This is a genomic window from Bernardetia sp. ABR2-2B, from assembly GCF_037126435.1.
Taxonomy (GTDB): Bacteria; Bacteroidota; Bacteroidia; order Cytophagales; family Bernardetiaceae; genus Bernardetia.
This window is the reverse complement of the sequence record NZ_CP147020.1, coordinates 5086836-5111654: the sequence shown is the minus strand read 5'-3', so window position 1 is coordinate 5111654 and position 24819 is coordinate 5086836. Positions and strand designations below refer to the sequence as shown.

Annotated in this window: 28 protein-coding genes; 10 read left to right on the top strand and 18 right to left on the bottom strand. The window is 32.3% G+C overall.

From position 1 onward, the window contains the following. Positions 1–8: 8 nt before the first annotated feature. On the bottom strand, positions 9–563 hold the full coding sequence (locus tag WAF17_RS21565) for an acyl-CoA thioesterase (protein WP_338764364.1): 555 nt from the start codon (positions 561–563) through the stop codon (positions 9–11). 79 nt (positions 564–642) lie between these two features. After that, the gene (locus WAF17_RS21560) at positions 643–1506 is read right to left on the bottom strand and encodes a phosphatidate cytidylyltransferase (protein ID WP_338764362.1); all 864 of its coding nucleotides are present in this window, start codon (positions 1504–1506) and stop codon (positions 643–645) included. A gap of 242 nt (positions 1507–1748) precedes the next feature. On the opposite strand from WAF17_RS21560, the gene WAF17_RS21555 reads away from it, so the two are divergent. The 3 genes from WAF17_RS21555 (at position 1749) to WAF17_RS21545 (ending at position 5337) form a co-directional block, all read left to right on the top strand. Further along, positions 1749–2837 carry an IS4 family transposase gene (locus WAF17_RS21555; protein ID WP_338760955.1) on the top strand — a complete coding sequence of 363 codons (1089 nt, stop codon included), beginning with the start codon at positions 1749–1751 and terminating at the stop codon, positions 2835–2837. 115 nt (positions 2838–2952) lie between these two features. Further along, positions 2953–4077, top strand: a complete 1125-nt coding sequence (locus tag WAF17_RS21550; RefSeq protein WP_338764360.1) for a hypothetical protein — start codon at positions 2953–2955, stop codon at positions 4075–4077. Positions 4078–4287: 210 nt separating this feature from the next. Beyond that, positions 4288–5337, top strand: a complete 1050-nt coding sequence (locus tag WAF17_RS21545) for an iron ABC transporter permease (protein ID WP_338764358.1) — start codon at positions 4288–4290, stop codon at positions 5335–5337. Positions 5338–5345: 8 nt separating this feature from the next. On the opposite strand, the gene WAF17_RS21540 is transcribed toward WAF17_RS21545, so the two are convergent. The 7 genes from WAF17_RS21540 to WAF17_RS21510 all read right to left on the bottom strand — a co-directional run bounded on the left by WAF17_RS21540 (position 5346) and on the right by WAF17_RS21510 (position 11017). Next, a complete protein-coding gene (locus tag WAF17_RS21540) occupies positions 5346–5723 on the bottom strand; it encodes a hypothetical protein (RefSeq protein WP_338764356.1) in 378 nt (125 codons plus the stop codon). A gap of 275 nt (positions 5724–5998) precedes the next feature. Next, the gene (locus WAF17_RS21535) at positions 5999–7291 is read right to left on the bottom strand and encodes a hypothetical protein (RefSeq protein ID WP_338764354.1); all 1293 of its coding nucleotides are present in this window, start codon (positions 7289–7291) and stop codon (positions 5999–6001) included. Positions 7292–7563: 272 nt separating this feature from the next. Beyond that, on the bottom strand, positions 7564–7908 hold the full coding sequence (gene rplT, locus WAF17_RS21530; RefSeq protein ID WP_338764352.1) for a 50S ribosomal protein L20: 345 nt from the start codon (positions 7906–7908) through the stop codon (positions 7564–7566). A gap of 381 nt (positions 7909–8289) precedes the next feature. Beyond that, a complete protein-coding gene (rpmI, locus tag WAF17_RS21525) occupies positions 8290–8490 on the bottom strand; it encodes a 50S ribosomal protein L35 (RefSeq protein ID WP_014796322.1) in 201 nt (66 codons plus the stop codon). 280 nt (positions 8491–8770) lie between these two features. Next, positions 8771–9631, bottom strand: coding sequence for a translation initiation factor IF-3 (gene infC / locus WAF17_RS21520; RefSeq protein WP_338764340.1), 861 nt, complete (start codon positions 9629–9631; stop codon positions 8771–8773). 224 nt (positions 9632–9855) lie between these two features. Beyond that, positions 9856–10035 carry a hypothetical protein gene (locus WAF17_RS21515; RefSeq protein ID WP_338764338.1) on the bottom strand — a complete coding sequence of 60 codons (180 nt, stop codon included), beginning with the start codon at positions 10033–10035 and terminating at the stop codon, positions 9856–9858. Between the two features lie 145 nt (positions 10036–10180). After that, positions 10181–11017 carry a hypothetical protein gene (locus WAF17_RS21510; protein ID WP_338764336.1) on the bottom strand — a complete coding sequence of 279 codons (837 nt, stop codon included), beginning with the start codon at positions 11015–11017 and terminating at the stop codon, positions 10181–10183. A 234-nt stretch (positions 11018–11251) separates the two neighbouring features. Between WAF17_RS21510 and WAF17_RS21505 the strand changes: the two genes are divergently transcribed. Together WAF17_RS21505 and WAF17_RS21500 are read left to right on the top strand one after the other, a co-directional pair. Then, entirely contained in the window at positions 11252–11587 is a 336-nt protein-coding gene (locus tag WAF17_RS21505; protein WP_338764334.1) for an STAS domain-containing protein, read from the top strand. A gap of 71 nt (positions 11588–11658) precedes the next feature. After that, positions 11659–12075, top strand: coding sequence for an ATP-binding protein (locus tag WAF17_RS21500; protein ID WP_338764332.1), 417 nt, complete (start codon positions 11659–11661; stop codon positions 12073–12075). A 72-nt stretch (positions 12076–12147) separates the two neighbouring features. Here the strand turns inward: WAF17_RS21500 and WAF17_RS21495 are convergent, their stop codons facing one another. Continuing rightward, positions 12148–12969: a hypothetical protein gene (locus WAF17_RS21495; protein WP_338764330.1), complete on the bottom strand. Its 822-nt coding sequence runs from the start codon at positions 12967–12969 to the stop codon at positions 12148–12150. On the opposite strand from WAF17_RS21495, the gene WAF17_RS21490 reads away from it, so the two are divergent. Next, on the top strand, positions 12952–13953 hold the full coding sequence (locus WAF17_RS21490; RefSeq protein WP_338764328.1) for a cytochrome-c peroxidase: 1002 nt from the start codon (positions 12952–12954) through the stop codon (positions 13951–13953). The genes WAF17_RS21495 and WAF17_RS21490 overlap by 18 nt on opposite strands. On the opposite strand, the gene WAF17_RS21485 is transcribed toward WAF17_RS21490, so the two are convergent. Together WAF17_RS21485 and WAF17_RS21480 are read right to left on the bottom strand one after the other, a co-directional pair. After that, positions 13948–14241 (bottom strand): hypothetical protein, encoded by a 294-nt coding sequence (locus tag WAF17_RS21485; RefSeq protein WP_338764326.1) that lies wholly within the window; start codon positions 14239–14241, stop codon positions 13948–13950. The two genes, WAF17_RS21490 and WAF17_RS21485, sit on opposite strands and share 6 nt — an antisense overlap. Before the next feature lie 61 nt (positions 14242–14302). Beyond that, on the bottom strand, positions 14303–14842 hold the full coding sequence (locus WAF17_RS21480; protein WP_338764324.1) for a hypothetical protein: 540 nt from the start codon (positions 14840–14842) through the stop codon (positions 14303–14305). Between the two features lie 252 nt (positions 14843–15094). Here WAF17_RS21480 and WAF17_RS21475 point away from each other — a divergent pair, with 252 nt between their 5' ends. Beyond that, entirely contained in the window at positions 15095–16828 is a 1734-nt protein-coding gene (locus tag WAF17_RS21475; protein ID WP_338764322.1) for a hypothetical protein, read from the top strand. 132 nt (positions 16829–16960) lie between these two features. On the opposite strand, the gene WAF17_RS21470 is transcribed toward WAF17_RS21475, so the two are convergent. Then, entirely contained in the window at positions 16961–17188 is a 228-nt protein-coding gene (locus WAF17_RS21470) for a hypothetical protein (protein ID WP_338764320.1), read from the bottom strand. 318 nt (positions 17189–17506) lie between these two features. On the opposite strand from WAF17_RS21470, the gene WAF17_RS21465 reads away from it, so the two are divergent. From WAF17_RS21465 to WAF17_RS21455, 3 genes are all read left to right on the top strand, one after another. Then, positions 17507–19918 (top strand): TonB-dependent receptor, encoded by a 2412-nt coding sequence (locus WAF17_RS21465; protein WP_338764317.1) that lies wholly within the window; start codon positions 17507–17509, stop codon positions 19916–19918. A gap of 50 nt (positions 19919–19968) precedes the next feature. Next, positions 19969–20811 (top strand): DUF4249 domain-containing protein, encoded by an 843-nt coding sequence (locus WAF17_RS21460; RefSeq protein ID WP_338764314.1) that lies wholly within the window; start codon positions 19969–19971, stop codon positions 20809–20811. 73 nt (positions 20812–20884) lie between these two features. Beyond that, a complete protein-coding gene (locus tag WAF17_RS21455; RefSeq protein ID WP_338764311.1) occupies positions 20885–21538 on the top strand; it encodes a polysaccharide deacetylase family protein in 654 nt (217 codons plus the stop codon). Between the two features lie 114 nt (positions 21539–21652). Here WAF17_RS21455 and rpsC read toward each other — a convergent pair whose 3' ends face one another. The 5 genes from rpsC to rplW all read right to left on the bottom strand — a co-directional run bounded on the left by rpsC (position 21653) and on the right by rplW (position 24815). Then, positions 21653–22441: a 30S ribosomal protein S3 gene (gene rpsC, locus WAF17_RS21450; protein ID WP_338764307.1), complete on the bottom strand. Its 789-nt coding sequence runs from the start codon at positions 22439–22441 to the stop codon at positions 21653–21655. Positions 22442–22456: 15 nt separating this feature from the next. After that, positions 22457–22900, bottom strand: coding sequence for a 50S ribosomal protein L22 (gene rplV / locus WAF17_RS21445; RefSeq protein WP_338764304.1), 444 nt, complete (start codon positions 22898–22900; stop codon positions 22457–22459). Positions 22901–22947: 47 nt separating this feature from the next. Beyond that, entirely contained in the window at positions 22948–23229 is a 282-nt protein-coding gene (rpsS, locus tag WAF17_RS21440) for a 30S ribosomal protein S19 (protein WP_338764302.1), read from the bottom strand. Positions 23230–23231: 2 nt separating this feature from the next. After that, complete coding sequence (gene rplB / locus WAF17_RS21435) at positions 23232–24065, bottom strand: 50S ribosomal protein L2 (protein ID WP_338764296.1); 834 nt, start codon at positions 24063–24065, stop codon at positions 23232–23234. Positions 24066–24509: 444 nt separating this feature from the next. Then, positions 24510–24815, bottom strand: a complete 306-nt coding sequence (rplW, locus tag WAF17_RS21430) for a 50S ribosomal protein L23 (RefSeq protein ID WP_338764294.1) — start codon at positions 24813–24815, stop codon at positions 24510–24512. Positions 24816–24819: the final 4 nt, after the last annotated feature.

Below are 24819 nucleotides of genomic sequence, written 5' to 3'. Positions count from 1 at the left end.
TAATGTTCTTATTCTTTCTCTTCTAATTCAATCTTAGAATTACTGTTTTCAAAAAGATGTAAATAATCTTCTACTTTAAAAATTTTATCATTAAACCTTGATGTTCTGTTTGTACCTTCTTGTTGTCTTGTAATACTTCTGGCAAAACGTCTAATTTCTTCTTTTGTAGTCAGAATAATACCAGGAACAGGCGTACTTTTTCCATCTTGGTCTTTTGCAACCATTGTAAAATAAGAAGAATTACAATGTTTAGTAACACCAGTAATGACATTTTCAGAAGTTATTCGAAGCCCAACCACCATAGAAGTTCTGCCAGTAAAATTAATAGAAGCTTTCAGAGTAACTAGTTCTCCCACTTCAATAGGATTCAGAAAATCAACTTTATTTACAGAAGCTGTTACACAATAATTTCCTGAATGTTTGGAGGCACAAGCAAAAGCAATCTGATCCATTAGATTTAAAATATGCCCTCCATGAATTTTGCCACTAAAGTTAGAATGCGAAGGTAACATAAGCTGTGTAATCGTTACTTTAGATTCTTTAATGTGTTTGAAAGTGTTCATGTGTATCTTGTTTTTGAATTCTAAAGTTATGTGTTTGTTAGTCTTACTTCACTAAAAAAAACAACTATTTATCAAATAATTACTTTCCTAAAAATGCTTCAATAATAATTGGAACTACTCTCAAAAAAGCAACAATAAAAGGAGCTGCTATTAAAAGTCCGTCAAAACGGTCTAAAAAACCACCATGTCCTGGTAAGACAGAACCTGAATCTTTTATACTCATACTTCTCTTGAAAAGAGATTCGACAAGGTCGCCATACGTTCCTGCTACAATAATGATAAGCGAAATTCCTATCCATTGCCATAAAAATAAAGTTTCTTGAAAGAAATATCCCCAAGTAGTACCGACAATCAGAGCCAAAATACCTCCTCCTATGCTTCCCTCCCATGTTTTTTTAGGAGAAATACGGACAAAAAGTTTACGCTTTCCAAAGTTTTTACCAGAAAAATAAGCTCCTGTATCATTTGCCCAAAGGATAAAAAGAGAACCCAAAATAATTTCGTAATAATATTTCTGGTCTTTAAAAACGGCAATATTCAAAAGAGCAAAAGGCAGAGCAACATAAATAATTCCTAGAAAAGTAAAAGCAATATTATGAAAAGGCTTTGTTTCGCCTTTCTTATAAAGTTTGATAAAATAAGCTCCCGAAAGACTGACCAATAAAAGAATATAGTAATTGGAATTGAGTGCAAAGCGTTCGATCAAAAAGGATAAAGTGAACAGAAACAGACCATTAAACGTACCGAACATACGCAAAGGAGAATTTCCGTCTAAGCCTAAAAGTTTATAAAACTCCCAAAGGGCAAACATACTAATGAAGAAAAAAAGCGAAAAATAAGTCCATTCGCTCCACATAATTGCTGTCAGAATTGTGATTGCTCCCAAAATTCCTGTAATGATGCGTTGTTGGAGTTCTGAAAACTTGTCTAAGTTTAGGCGCATTCTTTATGGATAAGTCGTTTTGAATCTATGCTAATTTCTTTGTAGTTAAATAAAATAATGAGTACAAAAAAATTGTAAACACTAAAACTACATAAAATTCAGAAAGCAAAAAAATGATATTCTAATTTTTCATATCTTAATAAGGAGACGTTTATAAAAAAATTCTCAGTCCTCTGACAAAAGATTTTAAATTTAGATAAAAAAAAGCCATAATTGAGTTTCTCACAAAATTTTTCTCAATTATGGCGAAAGCAAAGTATGCTTCTAGTGGTAAAGTTACAAAATTAGTTAGTGTTTTATCTTCTCATTTAAAAGGGTTTCATTTAGCCCGAGTTCAATTTATAGGTCTTTTTGTAATAGCTGTTATAAAGGTAGGTCTAGGAGGTTTAATTCAAATTGCAACTGCGTTTGAAAGGAATGTAGAATACAGTTCTTCTTTACGTCGTATAGAACGCTTTTTAAATTATTATGAGCTTGATTTTCAAGCAATTACTAATTTGATTATTTCCTTAGAAGGCATTGAACAATGGGAAAATATCGTACTGTGTTTGGATAGAACGAATTGGAAAGTTGGAAAAGAGCATATTAATATTTTGCTTCTCTCAGCAGCTCATAAAGGGGTATCTATTCCTCTTTGTTGGTCTGTACTTTCGAGGACAGGAAATTCAGCTACTCAACAACGAATTGATTTGATAGAAGATTTCTTAAATCAATTTCCTAATTTATCTATTACTGCTCTTGTAGCAGATAGAGAGTTTATAGGTAAAAAATGGTTTTTCTATTTAGCTACAAAAAAATTTGATTTTGTAATGCGTATAAAATCTAACTTTAAAGCTACTAGAAAAGGGAAAACAAAGTCTATTGTAGCATGGTGTAGAGGGCTTTCGATTTCAGAAACCTATCAACTAGATGGAACATTTGTAGTCAATGAAGCAGAGGTATATTTATCTGTAAGTCGAACACAAAAAGGATATATTTATTTAGCATCACCTGTTTTATTGGATAATATTTTTGAAATTTATAAACAACGTTGGGAAATCGAAACGTTGTTTAAAGCACTAAAATCACAAGGTTTTAACTTAGAAAATACAAAATTAACAGAACCAAATAAAATAGCTAAATTAATTGCTTTGTGTTCCATTGCCTTTGTTTGGTGTTACAAAGTAGGAGAATGGAAACATAAAAAAACAAAAATAAGAGTCTGTTCAAATGGATATAATGAATACTCTTTTTTCAGATATGGATTAATAGAAATTAAAAAAATACTCAATAATCCAATGACTAGTGAAACTAAATTTGATCAAAAAATTAAAGTTTTGTCAATGGAGTAAGAAAAAAATTAGATTTCTACTTGCAATTTTGAAAATAGTAGCGTACTTTTGAACCGTTATTTAAAATTAGTCTAAATAAACTTAACAAAAATTCTAAAACAAAACTAGTAGTATTATGAAATTCAATTGGAAAAACTCATTTTTTCTTTTAGCTCTTTCTTTTTCTTTCTTTTCTTGTGAGGAGGAAACAACAGATGTAACCTTCCCAATTCTAGAAGTTCCAACCACTTATGAAAGTGCAGCTTATGAAAGCAATGCCAGTACGGAGTTAGCTGTACGCACAAATCTTTCAGAGTTAGTTTCTCAAATGCAAGTAGGAAGAACTGGCGCACGAGTAAGTGAAGCCGAACTTTTGACTGCTTTCACTCAAGGAAATCCATCTTTAAAAGACATCACGACAGCTTATTATTCTGATAAGGTTGTAAACTGGTTGCCCGAACTAGCAAAAGCAAGTGGTGGAACTTTCAACCCAATTACTGCACCTATTGGAGATGGAGGTGTATATGGAGGTTATTTATTTGATGAGAATGGTTTGGAATTGGAGCAGGTAGTAGAAAAAGGTCTTTTTGGTGCTGCGCTTTATAATCATGCCCTTACTGTTATCAAGGCAGACAATATTACTGCTGCTGATATAGACAAATTAGTAGCTATTTTTGGGGCGCATCCTTCTTTTCAAAATAGTGATGCAGCCGAGCAAAATAAAGATGTTTTTGCAGCAAAATATGCAGCTCGTAGAGACAAAAACGATGGTAATGGTCTTTATACAGCTATCAAAACAAATCTGATTACAGCAAAAGCAGCCATCGAAAAAGGACAAGATTATAACCAAGACCGTGATAAAGCACTTTCAGATTTTCGTTATAATTGGGAAAAATCAAACATGGCAACTGTTATAAATTACCTTTTAGGAACAATTTCAAAACTGAATGGAGCAGATGTCACTGATGCAGATAGAGCTTCTGCTTTGCATTCGTATAGTGAGGCTGTTGGGTTTGTACATGGCTGGAAAGGCATTGCTGAAAATGATAAAGCAATAAGTGATGCAGATATTGACCAAATTTTGGAATATATGAATGCCCCTGCAAACGGAAATGTTACCTCTTATGTTTTCATTACAGATTCTTTTAATCAATTGCCAAAGCTTCAATTAGCTATCGATAAATTAAAAGAAGTTTATAACTTTACTGAACAAGATATTATTGATTTTGAGTATAATTGGGTAAACGAACAAGGAAGATAAGCTATAAATCATAGTTTAATCTAATAAAAAGGCTTTCAAAACTTATAAGTTTTGAAAGCCTTTTTTCCTTTGTTTTTTATCAAAATGAAACACTAACTAATTTTGTAACTTTACTGTTAAAATCATACTTTATTTTGTCATTACTAAGAGAAATTATGACAAATATTTTAAATAGGATATCAAAACGTATAACCTTCAATCTCTAGAAATTTGAACAAACAGAATTACCCATTCATTTTTATTTCGCTTTTTGTAACCTTAATTTGTCTATTTGTAGTAAACCTTTCCTTGGGTTCTGTATCCATTCCTTTTTCTGAAATTTGGACAATTATTTTTCAAAAAACATCTTCAAAATCTTCTTGGATTACTATTATTTGGGAATTTAGGTTACCAAAAGCTCTGACAGCTCTTATCGTGGGAATGGCTCTTTCTGTAAGTGGACTTCAAATGCAAACGCTTTTTAGGAATCCTTTGGCTGGTCCTTTTGTATTAGGAATTAGTTCTGGAGCTAGTTTGGGAGTGGCTATCTTAATGCTTTTTATTTCTTCACTATCTACAAATAGCTTTTTAAATATTCTTTTATCAGAATCTAGTCTTTTTGGAAATTCAATTTGGCAAATTAGCATAGCTTCTACTTTGGGAGCTGCACTTGTTTTGTCATTGGTTGTTGTAGCTTCCATTCGAATTTTGAACAATATGGCTTTACTGATTGTAGGCTTAATGTTTGGAAGTGCAACAGGTGCGATTGTCAGTATCTTACAATATTTTAGTGAGGCAGAAGCTATAAAATCATATTTACTTTGGACTTTTGGCAGTCTTTCACAAGTTACTTGGGATAAGCTACCCTTTCTTTTTTTCTTGAATTTCTTAGGACTTTTGATAACTTGGACAATGCACAAATCTTTAGATGCACTTCTTTTAGGAGAACGATATGCTCAAAGTATGGGATTGAATTTACAAAAAACTCGCTTAGGAATTATCTTTACGACAAGTATCTTGGCTGGAAGTATTACTGCTTTTTGTGGCCCTATTGGCTTTATTGGTTTGGCAGTACCACACCTTACCAAAATTTTGATAAAAACGGCTCGTCATCAAATTCTTATTCCTGCTGTTGCTCTTGTAGGAGGAATTTTACTTTTAGTGTGTGATAGCATTTCACAACTTCCTATGTCTTCAAAAGTATTGCCTATAAATGCTGTAACTGCGCTTATTGGTGCGCCTGTCGTGATTTGGGTTATCTTGAAAAAAAGAAGTCTTTAAAAAACATATTACTCTAAACCTGAAAGAGAAGGAATATCAACATGACTTAAATAAACACTTTTCGCTTCTGTGCAGTCTATCGTTTTGCTATCTTCTGAACGATAAGTAATATTTACAATTTGGTTGTGAGAAGGTTCTTTCAAAAAAGTATTTAAGTTGGTTGGAAGAATATATGTTCCATCTTTTAATAAAAACGCCACTTTATAGCCACATAGTCTATCATCTTGTTCTGCATCATTCTCATCAAATACTTGAATAGTTGCAGTACGAACTAATAAACTTCCTTGAGAAGTTTTTTCTTTTGGGCTAATTTTTTGACAGGCCGTAATTCCTGCTCCAAGCATCAAGAAAATCATCAAGATAAATGGAATACTTTGCGCTTTCATGAGAATACAATTTTGAGGTAAGTGGGTAAATAATAACAAAAATGGAACATTATAGGCTTAGTTAGTATTCTTAAAATCTAATCTAAATATAATTATATTAAGTTTCCTTTATTATCATGACCCAAAAAACACCAAAAAGGTTGCAATAAAATTCAAAATAATTGATTTTTCTTGTATTAATTTTAAATTAACGCAATTTTAACTCTAAATTAAGCAAAAAAAAGGCTTTTTTCTTGAATAGTATGTATGTAATTTTATTGTAAATTTCTTTCTTTTTAGACCAAACCAAAATACAACATCACTACAAACTGCAATATTCCTGCAAACATTCCCAATATTGCCCCTACCAAAATCAAAATCCATTCATCTTCTTGAAAAACAGGACGCAAAAACCCTTCAAACTCTTTAAAGGATAAGTTACCCATTCGCTCTGCAAGTGTATTTTCTATATTCAAAGCTTCTCCTGCGTATTCCTCTGTTTGTTTGACAACGATAGGCAGCTCTCTCATAAAATGAAACATTATGATATTTTTGGCAATATCCATTCGTTTTCCAGCTACAAGCGTAAAAATAGGGCGAGACGCTCCAGCTATATCCTCAACTACATCATCAACCAAATTACTAACTTCTTTATTTATAATAACGGCAAGTTTATCCGAAGCAGGACCTCTTACTAAATACTCTGTCATAACCTCAGTAGGTAATATTTTTTCCGTAATTACTTTTGCATATTCTCTAGCTACTTCTTTTTGTCTTTTGAGAAATAATCCTTGAAATTTATAAATTCCTAAAATATTGATTGGTTCTAAGGGTTCGAAGATGAGCTTTAGAGCCAAAACATTTGTCAAATAACCTACAATTAAACCACAACCAGGGAGAATAAACCAAGAGCCAGAAGAGAAATTATAAGAAAGAACCATTTGAGCCAAGCCAAAAATACCACCAAACCAAAAACCAGATACTTCTATAAACTTAAATTCTTTTTCTCCACAACGTAAAAAAATTTCATTAACAAGCTGTTTGTCAGCCATTAGCGTTTCGATAGCAATACGCTTTAGGTCTAGAAGTTTATCAATTTCTCCATTTACTTCTAACATAATATCTACTACGGCATTTGGGATTTCTTGTTTTGCACGTTCATAAATTTGCTTTTTGATAGGAATAGGAGTGTTTTTCCAAATTATTCCTGCTTGTGCTTCCATTGCTTCATTAATAATCTTGACACTCAAAGTTTCTAATTCGGGTTGCATCTGACGTGCAACAATGATAGGGTCAAGTTGCTCAAAACGTTCTTCTATACGTAAGAGTTTGGAAGTCAGCATTTCTACTGATTTGGTTGCCATTTTTTGCGCTTTTGAGGGAATAATTCCCTGCCAACCAAATGGTTTAATTCCTACGTATTCAAGAGGATAGAAAGTCATAAGGAGAGCCATCCAGTTAGTAGCCCAGCCAATAATTCCACTTGAAATCGGAATAGATAGATACACCAATAAGACCTTGATTTGCGCCCAATCTAGGTTTGAGAAAAAGTCTGAAAAATAGCCTGAAATAGTTAAAACGATTTCCACTTAAAGGTTTAAATCAGTTACGAATTATAAAATAATCAATAACTATAATAAGTAAAATGAATAATAAAAATGTATTGTATATTGTGTGAAAATTAAAGTAAGTACGAAAGATAAAAAAACTCTTGACAACTAAAAATAGTTTTGATATTTTTTCTTCTTTTAGAAGATTTTTTTTATAAACAAAAATCCTCTTTTCATTGGAAGTAAATCGTAGAAAAGAGGATTTTTTTTAACTTATATAAGAAATTATAGTCTTACAAAATAGATAATATCTATTTTACTTTTTCTACAATCGACTTAAATGCTTCAGGATGATTCATAGCCAAATCAGCAAGAACTTTACGATTTAATGTAATTCCTGCTTTGTGGATTTTGCCCATAAATTGAGAATAAGACATTCCATGCTGACGTGCGCCTGCATTGATACGTTGAATCCAGATACTACGGAAATCACGTTTTTTGAGTTTACGACCTATATAGGCATATTCAAAACTCTTTTCGACAGCATTTTTTGCTACTGTCCAAACATTTTTACGACGACCAAAGAATCCTTTGGCGTGTTGCATTACTCGCTTACGACGAGCACGGGAAGCTACATGGTTTACCGAACGAGGCATAATTATAACAATTTTTGAGAGTTGGCGATAAAAGAAAAATATTTTTTTTCTATTTATACTTTTTTAGTAGAAAATAATCAGAATTTGGTAAGATAAATACCTCTAAATTACATTTTACAAATGAAGTATTTTTCATTCGTAATTCGCAATCCATAATTCGTAATTCTTCAAAAGAGCCTATTCTCTGGTAAAAGAAACCTAAATTAAAAAAGATACATACACGATTTGTATGCGATGTTTTCCTATTCTACAACTTAGTTAGGTCTAGTCATAGAAAGTTAAAAAACAATTTGCTTGAAATATAAATTAAATAAATATCAGTTTCAGAATTATGAAATATTCAGTTCAGAGAACTAATTCGTAATTCGTAATTGATACTTATTACTTCATGTTGATAAGCAATTTTTTGATACGCTTTTCGTCAGTTGAATGAACGATAGCAAATTGAGCAAGACGCTTCTTACGTTTGTGAGACTTTTTGGTAAGAATGTGGTTCATAAATGCGTGTTTACGCTTTATTTTTCCACTACCAGTAAGTTTAAAACGTTTTTTTGCGCCTGAGTTGGTTTTCATCTTAGGCATAATTGCACTGTTTTATTGAATTAAAAAAAAGCAACTTAAATCAAATGAAATAATTTTTATAAAAAATAAAATAAAATAATCCTTGACAATCATATTAATTTAGTTAATTCTATAACAAGGTATTCCATTTGAGCCTACAAAGGTAGTATTTTTTAGGCTACTTTCTAAATTATTTTGCACTCTTTTCCGTATTTATTCCATAAAAAAAGCAGTTAAAAATTAATTTAACTACTTTTTCTAATCTTAAATAGCTTTAAATGACAAATTTGTCAGTTTCTATTTATTCTTCTTCCTCATTACTTTTCTTTTTGGGAGAAGCTTTTTTGGCTGTTGGGGCTTTTTTTACAGAAGCTTTTTCTTCTTTTTTAGAGTCTTTATTCTCTGTTCCCTTTGCATCAGTTTTTTTGCTTTCAGTATCCTTACTTTTTCCAGTAGGTTTATCTGATTTTGACTTACTACTTTTATTAGAATCTGATTTTTTCTTAGGCTTAGGAATATTTTTTGGAGTAAACATAATAATCATACGTTTACCTTCCATTTTCGGATAACCTTCTGGCTTTCCGTATTCTTCTACTGCTTCTGCAAAACGATCTAAAATTTCTCTTCCTCTATCTTTAAAGACAATTGTTCGCCCTGCAAATTGAACGTATGCTTTTACTTTATTTCCTTCTTCAAGAAACTTTTGGGCGTGTTTTGTTTTGAAGTCTAAATCGTGTTCGTTGGTATTAGGACCAAAACGAATTTCTTTAACCACTACTTTATGAGCATTGGCTTTTAGTTCTTTTTGTTTCTTTTTCTGTTCGTATTTGAATTTCGAATAATCGATAATTTTACAAACAGGTGGTGTACCGTTGGGAGCAATTTCTACTAAATCAAGCCCCAATTTTTGAGCAATTTCTAAAGCATCAGCAGTAGAATAAATTCCGTTTTCGACATCATCACCTACGATGCGAATTTCTTTTGCTCTGATACGACGATTTATACGATGAGGGTCTTCCTCTCTTCTGATAGGTCGTCTGCCACCTCTTCTATATGTTTTTGCGATTGTAACCTCCTTATTTAATGAATAATTTGAATATAAAAAATGAGCCTTTTTAAAGACTGTTGAATTATAAGTGATAAATTGTAAATGAATAATCAATAATATTCAACTACTGATTTAACCTCAAAATTTAACTTCTTTATTATTTAACTCATAGATAAAAAAAAAGTTTTGTGAATTGCCATTCTATCTTGGCACTAAAACTATATACTTTTTACTAAGTATGCAAATTTAAACTTTCTATTCGTAAAATACCAATATTTTATAAGAGCAATCGTATTTTTTTTCATAATCTCAAAATTATACTGAAAATTATATTAGAATTATATTTTTGGGCATTTTTTACAATGTCTGCCTTTTTTCTTATACTTTTTACAACATTTGTCTTTCTTACAACAAGAAAATGCTTGACAAAACGATTCGTCTTCATTGCTTGAATTAGTAGAAAAAGAATTTGATTCAGAACCAATAATCGAAGGAAATGCAGGAAAGGTAGTTTGCATAGTGTTTTATAGAGGTCTTGTAAAGAGTTGATTTGAAGTGTTTTGTAATGTTTTACAAATGTAAATCTTATTTAGATTAATTCCAAATAAAATAAATTTAGAAGTTAGATTTTAGAAGTCAGAAGTAAAATAATTCCCTCAATTTCTAATTTTCTTCTGGGTTATATGCTAATTGTGTTGGGACTCCAATTTTTATAGTTCCTTTATAATTTCTATCAAAACTTTGGACTAACCCATACTCTTTTTCGTGTTCAGTATAAAAAAAAATGCTAGTAAATTGTGATGCCCACGCAAGACCAAATAAAAAAGGTTTTATTTTAGGATAGTTTGTAGTGGGAAGTTCTCTTTCTAAAAACTCTCCATTGTTTAAGTAAATTTCTAATGAAGGATAATGAGAAGATGCTTTTTTAGTTCCATATCTATCATCAAATTCTACAAGCATAGTTCTTTTAAAATTTATTTGTTCTATTTCATTCCAATAAAATTTTACATTCTCTATTTCCATATAACTTTCATAAATACTAAAACTTGTGCTTTTGTGTCCTGTAAATTCTTTGATTACTTGGGTTTTGCTAAGCCATCCTATAAAAACTCCCAAACAAAGACCTATTGTAGTACCTATGAGAACTGCACCACTTTTGTCAGATTCAGCTATATAATAACTAATAAAACCAAAGACAAAAGGTAGAATAAGAGCTGGAAGTGGATTAATCATTGAATCTTTCAATTCTGCAATCAGCTTTTGTTCTTTTTTCTTAGCAATAAGTTGAGGAGGTGGTAGAGGAACAAAGTTCAAAGTTTGAATTTGCTCACAATGCCTATTATTCATATAATTCCAGCTTTCCTCTAAGAAACAAGACTGGCAAACCAAACAAAAAACAATACTATCATTTTCTTTTATGGTATCGCCTGTAATTGGGTCGGTTCGTCCAATAATGTGAGTATGTGATACAGAATTTAATGTATGAGAATGATAAGACATAAGAGAAATATAATGAAGTAAATTATGTTAGCTATTTATTTTTTCAAAAAAACTTGAAAACTCTCACTAAGAATAGTAAATTTGTCAATTCAAATAAGTGGATATAAGAAGCTAGTTAATGAAGCTGTGAGATAATTTGAAACAAATCTACCAGTTTTTGCTTTAATTATATTCTTATTTGTTATTATTTATTACTTGTAGCAAACCTATTGCAATTATTTTTCGTAAGATAAAATGGAAGTCAAATATACTGAAGAGGAAAAAAATTATATTATCAGCATTGATGGAGATTTAGATGCCTCTTCTTCTATAAAGCTAGATAAAGTGCTTACTAAAGCCATTGGAGAGAACCGTAACCCAATTTTGGTAGATTGTAATCGTTTGGATTATATCTCGTCCCCCGGAATTGGTGTTTTTACTTCTCATTTGCAAGAATGTGAAGCTAGAAATATTAGTTTGATTTTATATGGTATGAATGATAAAGTGCTAAAAGTTTTTAGAATCTTAGGTTTAGATGAAATAATTCCAATTACAACAACAAAAGATGAAGCTAAAAGTAGAGCCAAATAAACGGCTATAAAAACTAACAAAATTGCTCATAATACACTAACTAATTATGAGTATAAAGCAATAAATAATAAATGATTCATAGCATTCGAATTTCTTGTTTGAAAAATAACCTTAGCAGAGTTCGTAACTTTGTGGAAGGAGCTCTCAAGCAACACTCAATTTCGCCGATAGATATAAATCTGATGGTTTTGGCAGTAGATGAACTCTGTGCCAATCTGATTATTCATTCTCATAAATGTAATCCGAAGGAAGATATAGAAGTAAGTGTAAGTAGAAAAGATAATCAGTTTGTTTTTGAGATAAAAGATGAGAGTGCACCAAGTTTTGATTTGCTTTCCTATAAAGAACCTGATATGAAAGAGATTATAGCAGAAAAAAGAGGAGGAGGAATCGGACTTATTCTTGTCAAAAAAATAATGGACGAAATACAGTATGAAAGAAGTGGTTCGGCTAATATCTGCAGAGTATCAAAAAGATTAGCCACTTAAAAGTAATTATTTAAAATATCATTTATAAAATGAAAGCAACTTTTTTGAAGTTGCTTTTTTTTGTTTTTAGGTTTACAGATTATCAGCTACCCAAATTTTACCTGCATAATTCTGTTCTATACTTTTTAAAAGTCCATGCTCTCTCTGATTATCAGTGTAAAAATTAAGCTCTATAAACTGTGCAGCCCAAGCAAGAGCAATGTAAAAAGGCTTGGTTCGTTCGTAATTTCTGACAGGAAGATTTTTGATAATTTTTCTTCTATCTTTTAATTTTATAATTAATTCATGAGTGTTTTTCTTTTTGTTTGAACGAATAGTTTCTATTTGATTGTAATAGTAAAATTTATCATTTATTATAATTCCTGTTTCTAAGATTTTTAATTCGCTAAATTCCTTTATAGTTCTATTGTTTTCTGATGAATTTCTAAATATATATCCTAGAAATAGAATTACCGATGAAAATATAAGTATCAGCGCACCATCCTGTCCAAAAATACCGTATTCTTTTGGAACAAAATACCATAATAAAGCGATTAACAAAAGAGAAAGTGAAATAGATAAATACTTTGCTTTAAGCTCTAAAAGAATATCTAAAACCCTATGAACTTCATACCTAAACTCATCTTTAACCTCGTATATTAATTTATCGTTTGACTTATCTCCCTTACGAATAACGAGTTTTGGAATAGGCGAAGGAACAAAATCAAGTGTTTCAGACTGTTCACAATGCTCATTATTCATATAACTCCAACTATCTTTCAAAAAAACGGACTGACAAGCAGCACAAAAAACAATTTCATCATTTGCTTTTATGCTATCTCCAGTAACTCCGTCTTGTCTGCCTATTATGTGAGAATGATTTTCTATATTTAATGTATGAACCGAATACGACATAATTTTGCTAGTTGGTCTTTCTTTATTATTTCTATACTATTATTTATTTCCTGTAAAACAAAAGACAAAACTAATGAAAAATATAGTTTTATCTTGCCTTCCTATATGCCTTCTCCACCTAAAGAACCTTCTCATAACCCAACTACAAAAGAAGGAGTTATTTTAGGAAAAATGCTTTTCTTTGACACAAAACTATCTAAAAACAATACTATTTCGTGTGCTACTTGTCATAATCCAAAACTTTACTTTACTGATAATTTAGATAGAAGTAATCTAGGAGCAACAGGCAAAAAACTAAACCGAAATACACCAACACTCATCAATGTAGCTTATGCTGAAAATGGGCTTTTTTTGGATGGAGGAATAAAAAACCTTGAATCCCTTCCTGCTGCTCCACTTAATCATCCAGATGAAATGGCAATGGATTTGAAAAAATTACCTTTTCTATTACAAAAAGACAGAAAATATCCTGCTTTATTCAAAAATGCTTTTGGAAATGATACAATTACTAATGCACTTATTTTTAGAGCTTTGGCGCAATATCAGCGAACAATTATTTCTCCTTCTCATCCTAATTCTGAATTTCACTTTATGACACAATGGGATAGTGTTCAGCAAAATAAAACTACTTTTTCAAAGTCAGAAGTAAAAGGACAAAAACTATTTGAGATTCATTGTAATTCTTGTCATACTGCACCTCTTTTTTCAGATTATAAATTTCATTTTTTTCATTTAGATAGCACAACAAGAAAAGAGACAAATTCTATAAAACATAGCATTGATAAAAACGAACTAGGAAGGCAGCGAATTACTCAAAATCCAAATGATTATTTGAAGTTCAAAACACCTACACTTCGTCATATTTCCAAAACTTTTCCATACCTACACGATGGAAGCATTGATAATTTGAATTATTTTTTGGAAGGAAACAATCTATCTAATGAAGAAAAACGAAGCTTATTAGAATTTTTGGATTGTTTATAAGGCACAAGAATCTCCATTTTTAGGAACTTCTATTCCATCAATAGTAACTAATCTATCCAAACGAATTTTGATAGTCTGCTTTTCTTTATCAGAACTTTCAAAGCTTTCAAAAATCATAAACTCTTCTCCATTTTTGGTTTCTAAATCTTTGACCTTAATTTTTTGTCTGATTGTTTTGCTATGCTCTTTATCTAAATAATTTATTTCTACTATTTTTTGAGTCGTAGCAAAGGCTTCTAAATTATCATAGAAGCCACAATCGATAGGAATATACTTTTCATTTTTCATTTGAAATAGCCTTTTGTTTTAACTTTTATACAATATAGAAATAGACTAACCTCATTTTATTCTATCTAAAATCTTGATTAATAAAACCTTCGTTTTGTGGCGTTGTGATTTTAATAAATTCGTGTTTACTAACTACGTGGCAATTATTACAAGAACGCAAGAGCAATTGATAGCCCTCTACAAAAGAAGCTTTATCTTCTGATACAATATTTTTTTCTAGTTTTTCTATATTAGGAAAAGTCATTTTTTTGACTAAACTACTAATTTCTTGACCTTCATCTACAACGTTATGGTCAATGATGTCTTCCATTGTTTCTTCCAATTCGTGTGTGTAGAACTCTGCTAGTTTCCAATTTTCATTCTGCCCTGCGAAGTGAAGTTTTTGCATATAAGTTTGCATTCTTGCCATTGCTAAAGCTAGTTCGTAATGTTCTTCTTTTGTTTTACTGTTTTCTTTATCAGCATCTTTTATTTTTTGTAGGGCTTTCTGTTGTTCTACTGATGATTCTAGTATTTTATCTTCAAGAGAATTAATTCTAAGCTGTTGAAAGCCAAAAAAGACAACACATAAAGTAGCAAGAATAGCAAATGATACTTTCATAATCGATTGAATAAAATGAATATTTTTTATAGACTACAAAAGTAGTCATTTAGAATGATTCTTAATAAAATAATTCGAAATAATTAAATATCCTTCAAAAATTGTATAAATGGCTTAAAATTCATTAATTTACATAAATATTTTAGCGATAGACTACTCCCTTAAAGTTTATCTATCCTAATTCTTGATAAAATTCAATATTCTCTTTTATATAGAACAGAAGCTACTGAACTCCCTATCTTATTCTTTCAAATGAAAAAAAAATACTTTTTATTACTTGTTACATTTTTATTTATTTTCTTATTCTCCTTTAATGTTTCTGCACAAACCGACTCTCTTTCTGGAACATACGTAGATGAAAATGGAAAATATTATCAACAAGCAGAACTACCTGTTTATCTTCATATTTCAAATAGTCCGAATGGAGAAAAAACGCCTCTTTCTGGAAAAAAAGTGGGAGCGAAAGAAATTTCAGTTGAACCTATAATCTTAGATGGACATGGCGTTCATATTCTAAAGCATAGTGATGGAAAAAACCCTAGAAATAGCTATGAATATATAATTTATGCTGACGGACTTGCGCCAAACTCTACTTCAAAATTTACTACGCCTTACGTATATCGTAAACAAGGAACTACTTTTTATGGACAAGACTTGAAAATCACACTTGATGTAAAAGACCAAATGTCTGGTGTAGAAGGATTGTTTTTTAATCTTGATGGGTTGGGAAATCAACCTTATACCAATACGATTTCAGTAGATTCGGAAGGCGACCATTTGCTTCGTTATTTCTCATTAGATAAGGTAGGAAATGTAGAGAAAGAAAATACAAAAGAATTTGTTGTCGATGTTTCTCCTCCAATCAGTACGTATAATGTTGTCGGAATTAATTCTGAAAATGTAATTTCACTAGGCACAAAAATTTACTTTACGCTAGAAGACAATAGTGTAGGTGTAAAAAATACATTTTATCGTTTTGACGAACAAAACTACAAGCCTTATTATAACAAGAGAAACTTGCCTTTACAAGCTTTGAGTGACGGAAATCATACACTTACTTTTTATTCTACTGATTATTTAAAAAATGAAGAAGCCGAACAATCATTTTCTTTTTACTTAGACAGAACTGCACCTATTATGTCGGCTGATGTTTTGGGAGATAAATTTATTGTAGGTCAGCAAGTTTATTTTTCTGGTCGTACGAAGCTAAAACTGACAGCCGTTGATAATAAATCAGGTGTAAAAGAAGTTTGGTATTCAATTGATGGAGGAGAATGGGCGCAATATAAAGACCCTTTTTACTTGCCTTCTAAATCTGGAACGCATACGATTCGTTATTATGCCGTTGATAACACAGAAAATAAAGGTGTTGAAGGAGCTATTGACCCACGCTTTGATACATACAGACACAATGTAAGTGCTGTTTACGTAGATTTGACAGGTCCAAAATTAGGTTATAAATATCAAGGAAAGACATTTCAAAAAGGAGATATTCTTTATATCAGTCCAGAAACTAATTTGAGATTAACGGCAAATGATAATGAATCTGGTTTGCAACGAGTAACTTATAAAATAAATGGACAAGGCGAAGAAATAGAATATGATTCTCCTTTTAATGTTCGTGAGTCTGGTATGCAAAGCCTTGAAATTATTGGTTATGATAATGTAAATAATAGAAATACTATCAATACTTCTTTTGCTGTTGATGCAGAAGCTCCTACTGTTTTCTATCATTTTAGTACGTTGCCAGATGAAGGAAGAGATACAGCATATCCTTCTTATGTTCAGTTATTTTTGGGGGCGCAAGATGGACAGACTAACACCGAACAAATTTATTATCGTATAAATGGAAGTGGAAAGCGTCTTTATAATGGAAAAATAAGTGGCTTTGCTAAAAATAAAAGTTATACTATTTTGGTAGAAGTAAAAGATAAGTTAGGAAATGTAGCAGAAGAAGAGATTATTTTTGAGACGCTAGAGTATTAAGAACAATTACGAATTAAAATTGCTGCATATCAATTAATTAAAAATAGTAATTTATCTACTTTCTATTTCTTAGAAATTTATTATTTGAACTTCATTTAATCAAATTTCGTATCATTAGAAAATCCATTTATTTCACTTCAAAATTATGTCTATACTTATTTTAGACGAGTTATTACGTTGCTTTTTAGTGTAGTAAAAAAACGTCCAATTCGCTCTATAAATCAGTTTTAGGTTAGACAAATAGGCATACCGACTGTCAAATGTAAGCGCACGAGTTTTTAAGTTTTTGCTTACTGCTGCTGTAATAAATATTTCTTCAAAATAGTCATTTTTTGTTTTTTTTACTGCTAAAAGGGTCATAAAAATGATAAGCAATAATAATTCATTCTTAAAATAAATTGTATCATTTCCGAAGAAGTACGTTAAAGCAAGTTAAAGCTCATTTATTTTTGTAAACTAAGTAGGGGAAAGTGAACCTATACCTCGTCGGAAAACAAACTAACAGTTTAAACTGATTTCATTAACTTAAGTTAATAAATCTATCCGAAAAGCAACTTTTACAAACAAACCTACGTCTTTTTGATTTGTAAGACAAAACTTCCGAAACAATAAATATAGCATACAAATTATTCAAAACATCGATTATTTTCTCAACTTATTTTTTATTTCTCAATCATTATGAAACGAAATTATACGCATTTTTTGTGCGTTTTGTCCACCTTGTTTCTGACTTTTGTTTTTTCTACTTACTGTCAGCATTCAGCTTTTGCTCAAAATAATAAATATACACTTAGTGGAAAAATACGAGACGCAGCCAACGGAGAAGAACTTATTGGAGCAACGGTTTTGGTAGAAAAAATGCCAGGGACAGGTGCAGTCGCTAATGTATATGGATTTTATTCACTCACTCTTGAAGAAGGAAAATACAGAATTATTGTTTCTTATATTGGCTTCGAAAATCAGATTTTTGAGATAGATTTATCCAAAAATATAACACTCAATATAGAAATGAGTGAAGCAAAAGACTTGAAAGAAGTTGTTGTTACAGCCGAAAGAGAAGATGAAAACGTAACCGAAGTACAGATGAGTACGCAAGTTTTGGAAGTAGAGCAAGTAAAAAAACTACCTGCTCTTTTGGGAGAAGTGGATGTTTTGCGAACCCTTACGCTGCTTCCTGGTGTGCAAAGTGCAGGAGAAGGAACAGGAGGAATTTTTGTTCGTGGTGGTGCGAATGACCAAAACTTGATTCTGCTAGATGATGCGCCTGTTTATAATGCATCGCATTTATTGGGTTTCTTTTCCGTTTTTAATCCTGATGCTATCAAAGATGTAAAACTCTATAAAGGAGGAATACCTGCACAATATGGAGGGCGACTTTCTTCCATTATTGATATTCGAATGAAAAACGGAAATAACAAAAAATTCAATGCTTCTGGTGGAATAGGTACAGTTTCTAGTCGTTTGACGGTGGAAGCTCCTATTAATGAAAAAAGCTCGTTTATCTTGTCTGGTCGTAGAACGTATGCTGACCAGTTTTTGAGGTTTGCTAATGATACAAGCCTTAGAGAAAACAAATTATATTTTTATGATTTTAATGCAAAGGCAAATTATGAGATTTCGGACAAAGACCGTATTTATTTATCTGGTTATTTTGGTAGAGATGTTTTTAAGTTTGGTGAAGGTTTTGGTCTGAATTGGGGAAATGCAACAGCTACTTTGCGTTGGAATCACATTTTTAATCAGAAATTATTTTTGAACACAACAGCCGTTTATAGTAATTTTAATTATGGATTTGAGATAAATGATGGCGCACAAAACTTTAATTGGGATTCTGGAATAACGGATTATTCTGTCAAGTTAGATTTTGATTATTTTATCAATCCTAAAAATACAATGACTTTCGGAACAGAAAATATTTATCATCATTTCAATCCAACAGAAATAACACCTCAAAACGAAGAGTCTATTTTTAATTCCTTCAAGTTGAGTGATAAATTTGCCTTTGAAAATGCTTTTTATGTAGCCAATGAACAAAAATTAAACAATAAAATTACCCTTCAATATGGTTTGCGTTTTTCGATGTTTCAGAACGTAGGAAAAACAGAAGAATATGAATACGCAGATGGAGAACAAAAAACAGATGCAAACATTACTGATACTTTGAGTTATGATAGTTTTGAACCGTATAGTTTTTATGCAGGTTTTGAGCCTCGTTTGGCAATAAATTATTTGCTTAATGAAAAATCCTCTATCAAAGCCTCTTATAATCGTACTCGCCAGTATCTTCAGACCGTTTCTCCGAATACAGCTGCTCTTCCTTTTGACCGTTGGATTCCGACAAACAAACACATTGAACCACAGCTCTCTGACCAAGTAGCTTTAGGTTATTTTCGAAATTTTGCAGATAATAAATGGGAAGCATCAGTAGAAGGGTATTACAAATACATGCAAAATCAGATTGATGTTAGAGATGGCGAAGATTTATTATTGAACGATAATATTGAAGAAGCTCTTGCTGCTGGTAATGCTTGGTCTTATGGATTGGAGCTTTATGTTAAGAAAAATTATGGCAAAACGACGGGTTGGATTAGCTATACACTTTCCACTACACAACGTCAGATTGCTGAAATTAATTTAGGTAATGCATATAGTCCACGTTATAATCGCCCTCATAATTTGGCTGTTGTTGTGGCACATCAATTTTCTCCTAGAGTTACACTGGCAGGTAATTTTATTTTTACTTCTGGTGCTGCCGTTACTTTTCCTGTTGGAAGATATAGAGTAGGAAATCAAGTTGTAGATTATTATGAAACAGGGCAGCGAAATAACAGCCGTTTGCCTGATTATCACAGAGCCGATATTTCGCTTACCATTGATGGAAAACATAAGAAAAACTGGAAAGGAAGTTGGAATTTTTCTATTTATAATTTCTATAATCGTAAAAATGCGTTTTCTATTTACTTTAGAGAAAAACAAGACGAAAACGAAGAGGGAACAGGAGAGTATGAAGCCGTACAGACAACACTTTTCGGAATCATTCCTTCCATTACTTATAATTTTACATTTTCTCTTGATAAAAAAAATAAATAAACCAAACCCTAAGGGTCTTTGAAGACCCTTAGGGTTTTAAGCATACAACTATGAAAAATATATCATTTTTAAACAAAGCATTTATTTTGCTTTTTCTTCTCATTGCTTTTTCTTCTTGTGAGCAAGTAATTGATTTACCTTTAAAGGGGGCAGACTCTCCTGCTTTGATTGTAGAAGCCGAACTAATTGATGTAAAAGGTTATTCTTTTGTCAGACTAGGCGAAAGTTTGGATTTTTATGACCCTTCTGAAGAACCAAAAGTATCTAATGCAATCGTTTCAATGACTGACCAAGATGGAAATAAAATGGACTTTTTGGAAAGTGAAGAAGAAGCAGGGTATTATCTTCCTCAAGACCCAGACTATAAAGGAGTTGTGGGAAATACATACGATTTATCCATCGAATATGATGGAAGAGAGTTTACTTCTCAGAGTAAAATTTTTCCAACTACAAATATAGATTCTGTTCAGATTCGCTTTACACCAGAATCTCGTTTTCAAGATGAAGGATATTATTTGTATTTTTATGCCAAAGAACCACAAGAAACTAGAGATTATTATTTTTGGAGAAATTACCAAAATGATACGCTCATTTATGATAATGCAGGAGATTTATTGTATGCAACTGATGACGCTGTGGGCGAAAATATAGATGGTTTGCAACTTCCTTATGCGTATGAGCTAGGAGATACTGTTCGTTTGGAGCAATATTCTATCACAAAAGAAGCCTATGATTTTTATGATGATTTAGTAGATGTTTCTTTCAATGATGGTGGTCTTTTTAGTCCTCCTCCTGTCAATCCACGTACAAATATAATAGGAGAAAATGTATTGGGCTTGTTTATGACCTCTTCGATGGTTTCTATGACAACTATTGTAGAAGAAGAGGAGTAAAAATTGTAATAAAAAGGTAGCTTCATAAATTTATGTATTCAACTGATTACTGGTAACTGCTAACTGAAAAGAGATGCGTTTCAAACCTTACCCTCATAAAAGTGGCAAAATTGTTCGATGGCTTTTTCCTAATCTTCTTTGGTTTAAGCCTTCCGAAAAGCCTACTATTTATCTAACCTTCGACGATGGTCCTATTCCAGAAATAACGGAAAATGTACTTTCTATTTTAGAAAAATTTGATGCAAAAGCTACCTTTTTTTGTATTGGCGATAATGTAAAGAAAAACCCCCATATTTTTAAGAAAGTAATAGATGCAGGTCATTCAGTAGGCAATCACACTCAAAATCATTTGAATGGTTGGGCAACTGAAAACGAAGATTATTTTGATAATATAAATAAGTGCAAGAATACTATTTTGGAAGAATATTCTAAATTAGAAATGTTCGAACAGGTTTCCTTGTACCGTCCTCCTTATGGAAAACTAACACCTGAGCAGTTTCAAAAAATATCTACAGAATATCAAATCGTGATGTGGGACGTCTTGACAGGGGATTTTGATAAATTTCTTTCTCGTAAAGTATGCCTTCAAAAGTCTATCGAATGTACCGAATCGGGTTCGATAATTACTTTTCATGATAGTATCAAGGCTGCAAAAAATATGCTTTATACATTACCTCGCTACTTAGAGCACTTTTCAGAAAAAGGATTTATATTTGAGAAATTATAGTTCTAAAATACCTTCTGAAGCATAAAAAATGAGATACATTTCTATAAAAGAAACGTATCTCATTTTTATTTATATCAGAAACTGTGTTAGTTTAAGACTTGAAAAAAGACAAATTTATCTTTTTCCTCCTCCACCACCACCACGGTTGTTTCCACCACCACGATTTCCACCACGACGGTTTCCACCACGGTCATTACGACCACGACGACGGTCATTTCCACCACGTCCACCACTACGTTCTTGCTTTTCAGCAAGTGCAGCAGGAGAAAGGTCTTGCTTTCCGTATAATTGCCCTTTGTAAATCCATACTTTAATACCTATTTTTCCATAGATAGTATTTCCTTCACTAATAGCATAATCAATGTCTGCACGAAGTGTGTGAAGAGGTGTACTTCCTTCTTTATAAAGTTCTACACGAGCCATCTCAGCACCACCCAAACGACCAGCCAATTTGACTTTGATACCTTCTGCGCCTGCACGCATAGCAGCTTGAATCGCTTGTTTCATCGCACGACGGTGCGACATACGAGCCTCTAATTGTTGAGCAATATTTTCACCTACCAAACGAGCATCCATTTCTGGGCGTTTGATTTCGAAGATATTGATTTGTACTTCTTTTGAAGTCAATTTTTGAAGTTCGTTTTTGAGGTTATCTACCTCTTTACCTTCACGTCCGATTACTACGCCAGGGCGAGAAGTATGAACAGTAACGGTAATGCGCTTGAGAGTACGTTCGATGATAATTTTAGAAATACCACCACGTTGAATTCTAGCACGAATATATTTACGAATTTTTTCGTCTTCTACGAGCTTGTCAGCGAAAGTTTTGCCACCGTACCAGTTTGAGTCCCAGCCTTTAACAATACCCAAGCGAAAGCCAACAGGATTTACTTTTTGTCCCATAGTGTTAGTTTTTTGTTATTCTTGGTTTGATTTGTCATTTGATTCCAAAGCCTCTGCTGCTTGCTCTGCTGCCTGATTCGCAATTGATTCAGTCATATCTGCAAGTGAAGCACCTTCTGATGGTAATGCAACAACAAGTGTAATGTGGTTAGAACGCTTACGCACACGGTGAGCACGTCCTTGTGGTGCTGGTTGAATGCGTTTAAGCATTTTACCACCATCAACAAAAACAGTTTTTATAACTAAGCTACCAATTTCGTTAGCGAAATCTTCGTGTTTAACTTCCCAGTTGGCTACTGCCGAGAGAAGTAATTTTTCCATATAACGAGCACCTACTTTGGGCTCAAATTTTAACATATTTATTGCAGAACTTACTTTTTTCCCACGAATCATATCAGCGACTAAGCGCATCTTACGTGGAGATGTAGGTACGTTCTGTAATTTAGCAACAGCTTCCATTTATTAGTTGTTTAGAAAGATGAAACAAAATAAAAAAAACGACTACCTTACTTCTTACCACGCTTATCTTTCTTGGCAATATGCCCACGAAAGTTACGAGTAGGTGCAAATTCGCCTAATTTGTGACCAACCATATTGTCAGTTACATAAACAGGAATGAATTTGTTGCCGTTATGAACAGCAAAAGTATGTCCGATAAAGTCTGGAGAAATCATAGAACGGCGAGACCAAGTCTTTACGACGGTCTTCTTGCCAGTCTGCTCTAAAGCAGCTACTTTTTTCTCTAAGCGATAGTCTATATAGGGACCTTTTCTGAGTGAACGAGCCATAATTAAGAGTTACGAGTTTTACGACGAGTAATAATAAAGCTATTGGAGTATTTATTGACCTTGCGAGTCTTTTGTCCTTTAGCATATAAGCCATTGCGTGAGCGAGGGTGACCACCAGATGATTTACCTTCACCACCACCCATAGGGTGATCGACAGGGTTCATTGCAACACCACGAGTACGAGGGCGACGACCGTGCCAACGCTTACGACCAGCTTTACCCATAATTACGTTCATGTGGTCTCCATTAGATACTGTACCAACAGTAGCATAACAAGTGCCTAGAATCATGCGAGTTTCACCAGAAGGGAGTCTAAGAATAGCATATTTGCCATCACGAGCTACTAATTGAGCATATGCTCCAGCACTACGTGCAAGGCTTGCACCTTGACCAGGTTTCATTTCAATACAATGTACAATTGTACCTAAAGGCATAACACCAAGAGGAAGACAGTTTCCAACATCTGGAGTAGCATTCTCTCCTGACATTACAGTTTGTCCTACTTTGATTCCTTGAGGCGCAATCATATACGCTTTTGCACCGTCTGCATAAAAAAGCAGAGCGATACGAGCCGTACGGATTGGGTCATATTCGATAGTCTTCACTGTCGCTGGCACACCGTGCTTTAAACGTTTGAAGTCTATGATACGGTAGCGTTTTTTGTGTCCACCACCACGTTGACGAATTGTCATTTTCCCTGATCCGTTACGACCACCAGACCTTTTCCAAGGTGCTAGTAAAGACTTCTCAGGAGTGTTTGTCGTAATTTCCTCAAATGTAGGAGCAATACGAAAACGCTGACCTGGAGTCATTGGTTTTAACTTTTTAACAGCCATGTTGATTTTGATTAGACGAAAAAGGCTTTGCAGCACAATAATGCCAGTTATCAATTATCAGTAATTAGTTACCAGTTAAATTACAATTACTTCATAATTTTCATTTAATGAATAACCTTTCTACCTAGAATACGAAATTCTTGATAATGAATAGACTGTTTTTCTGCGCTATTACTGCTACTTTTTCGTGGTTTCTTCGATTAAGAAACAATACAACTAAATTAAATAAAAAGAGACTTTTAGTGATTAATGATTAACGTTTAGTGATTAACGAATTGAATTTTTCATTCGTATTCAGCTAGTCATTTATAATTAAGAACTAATCACTATTAATTCTCTTACAGAAAATAAAAGCAAACTTTATTATTGGTTAGTTATTAGCATATAAGAATCAGTTTTATTTGCATTCAGACTAATTACTTATCACTAAAACTAATCGATAATTTAGTTTTCTTCTGTGTCAAATATATCGATTGTAGTTCCTTTTTCAAGTTGTACAAACGCTTTTTTATAGGTCGAAGTATGACCTTTAGTAATTGCTGTTTTTAAATAGCGAAATTTCGGCTTACCGAAAATAATTGCTGTACGTACCTTTACAACCTTAGCATCTTGGTCTGCATACATTTTTTCAACAGCAGTTTTGATTTCTGCCTTTGTAGCTTTTTTATCTACGATGAAAACATATACACCATTTTCGTTCATTGCTGTTGCTTTCTCGGTAATTACAGGCTTTTTCAAAATAGTTTTCATATTC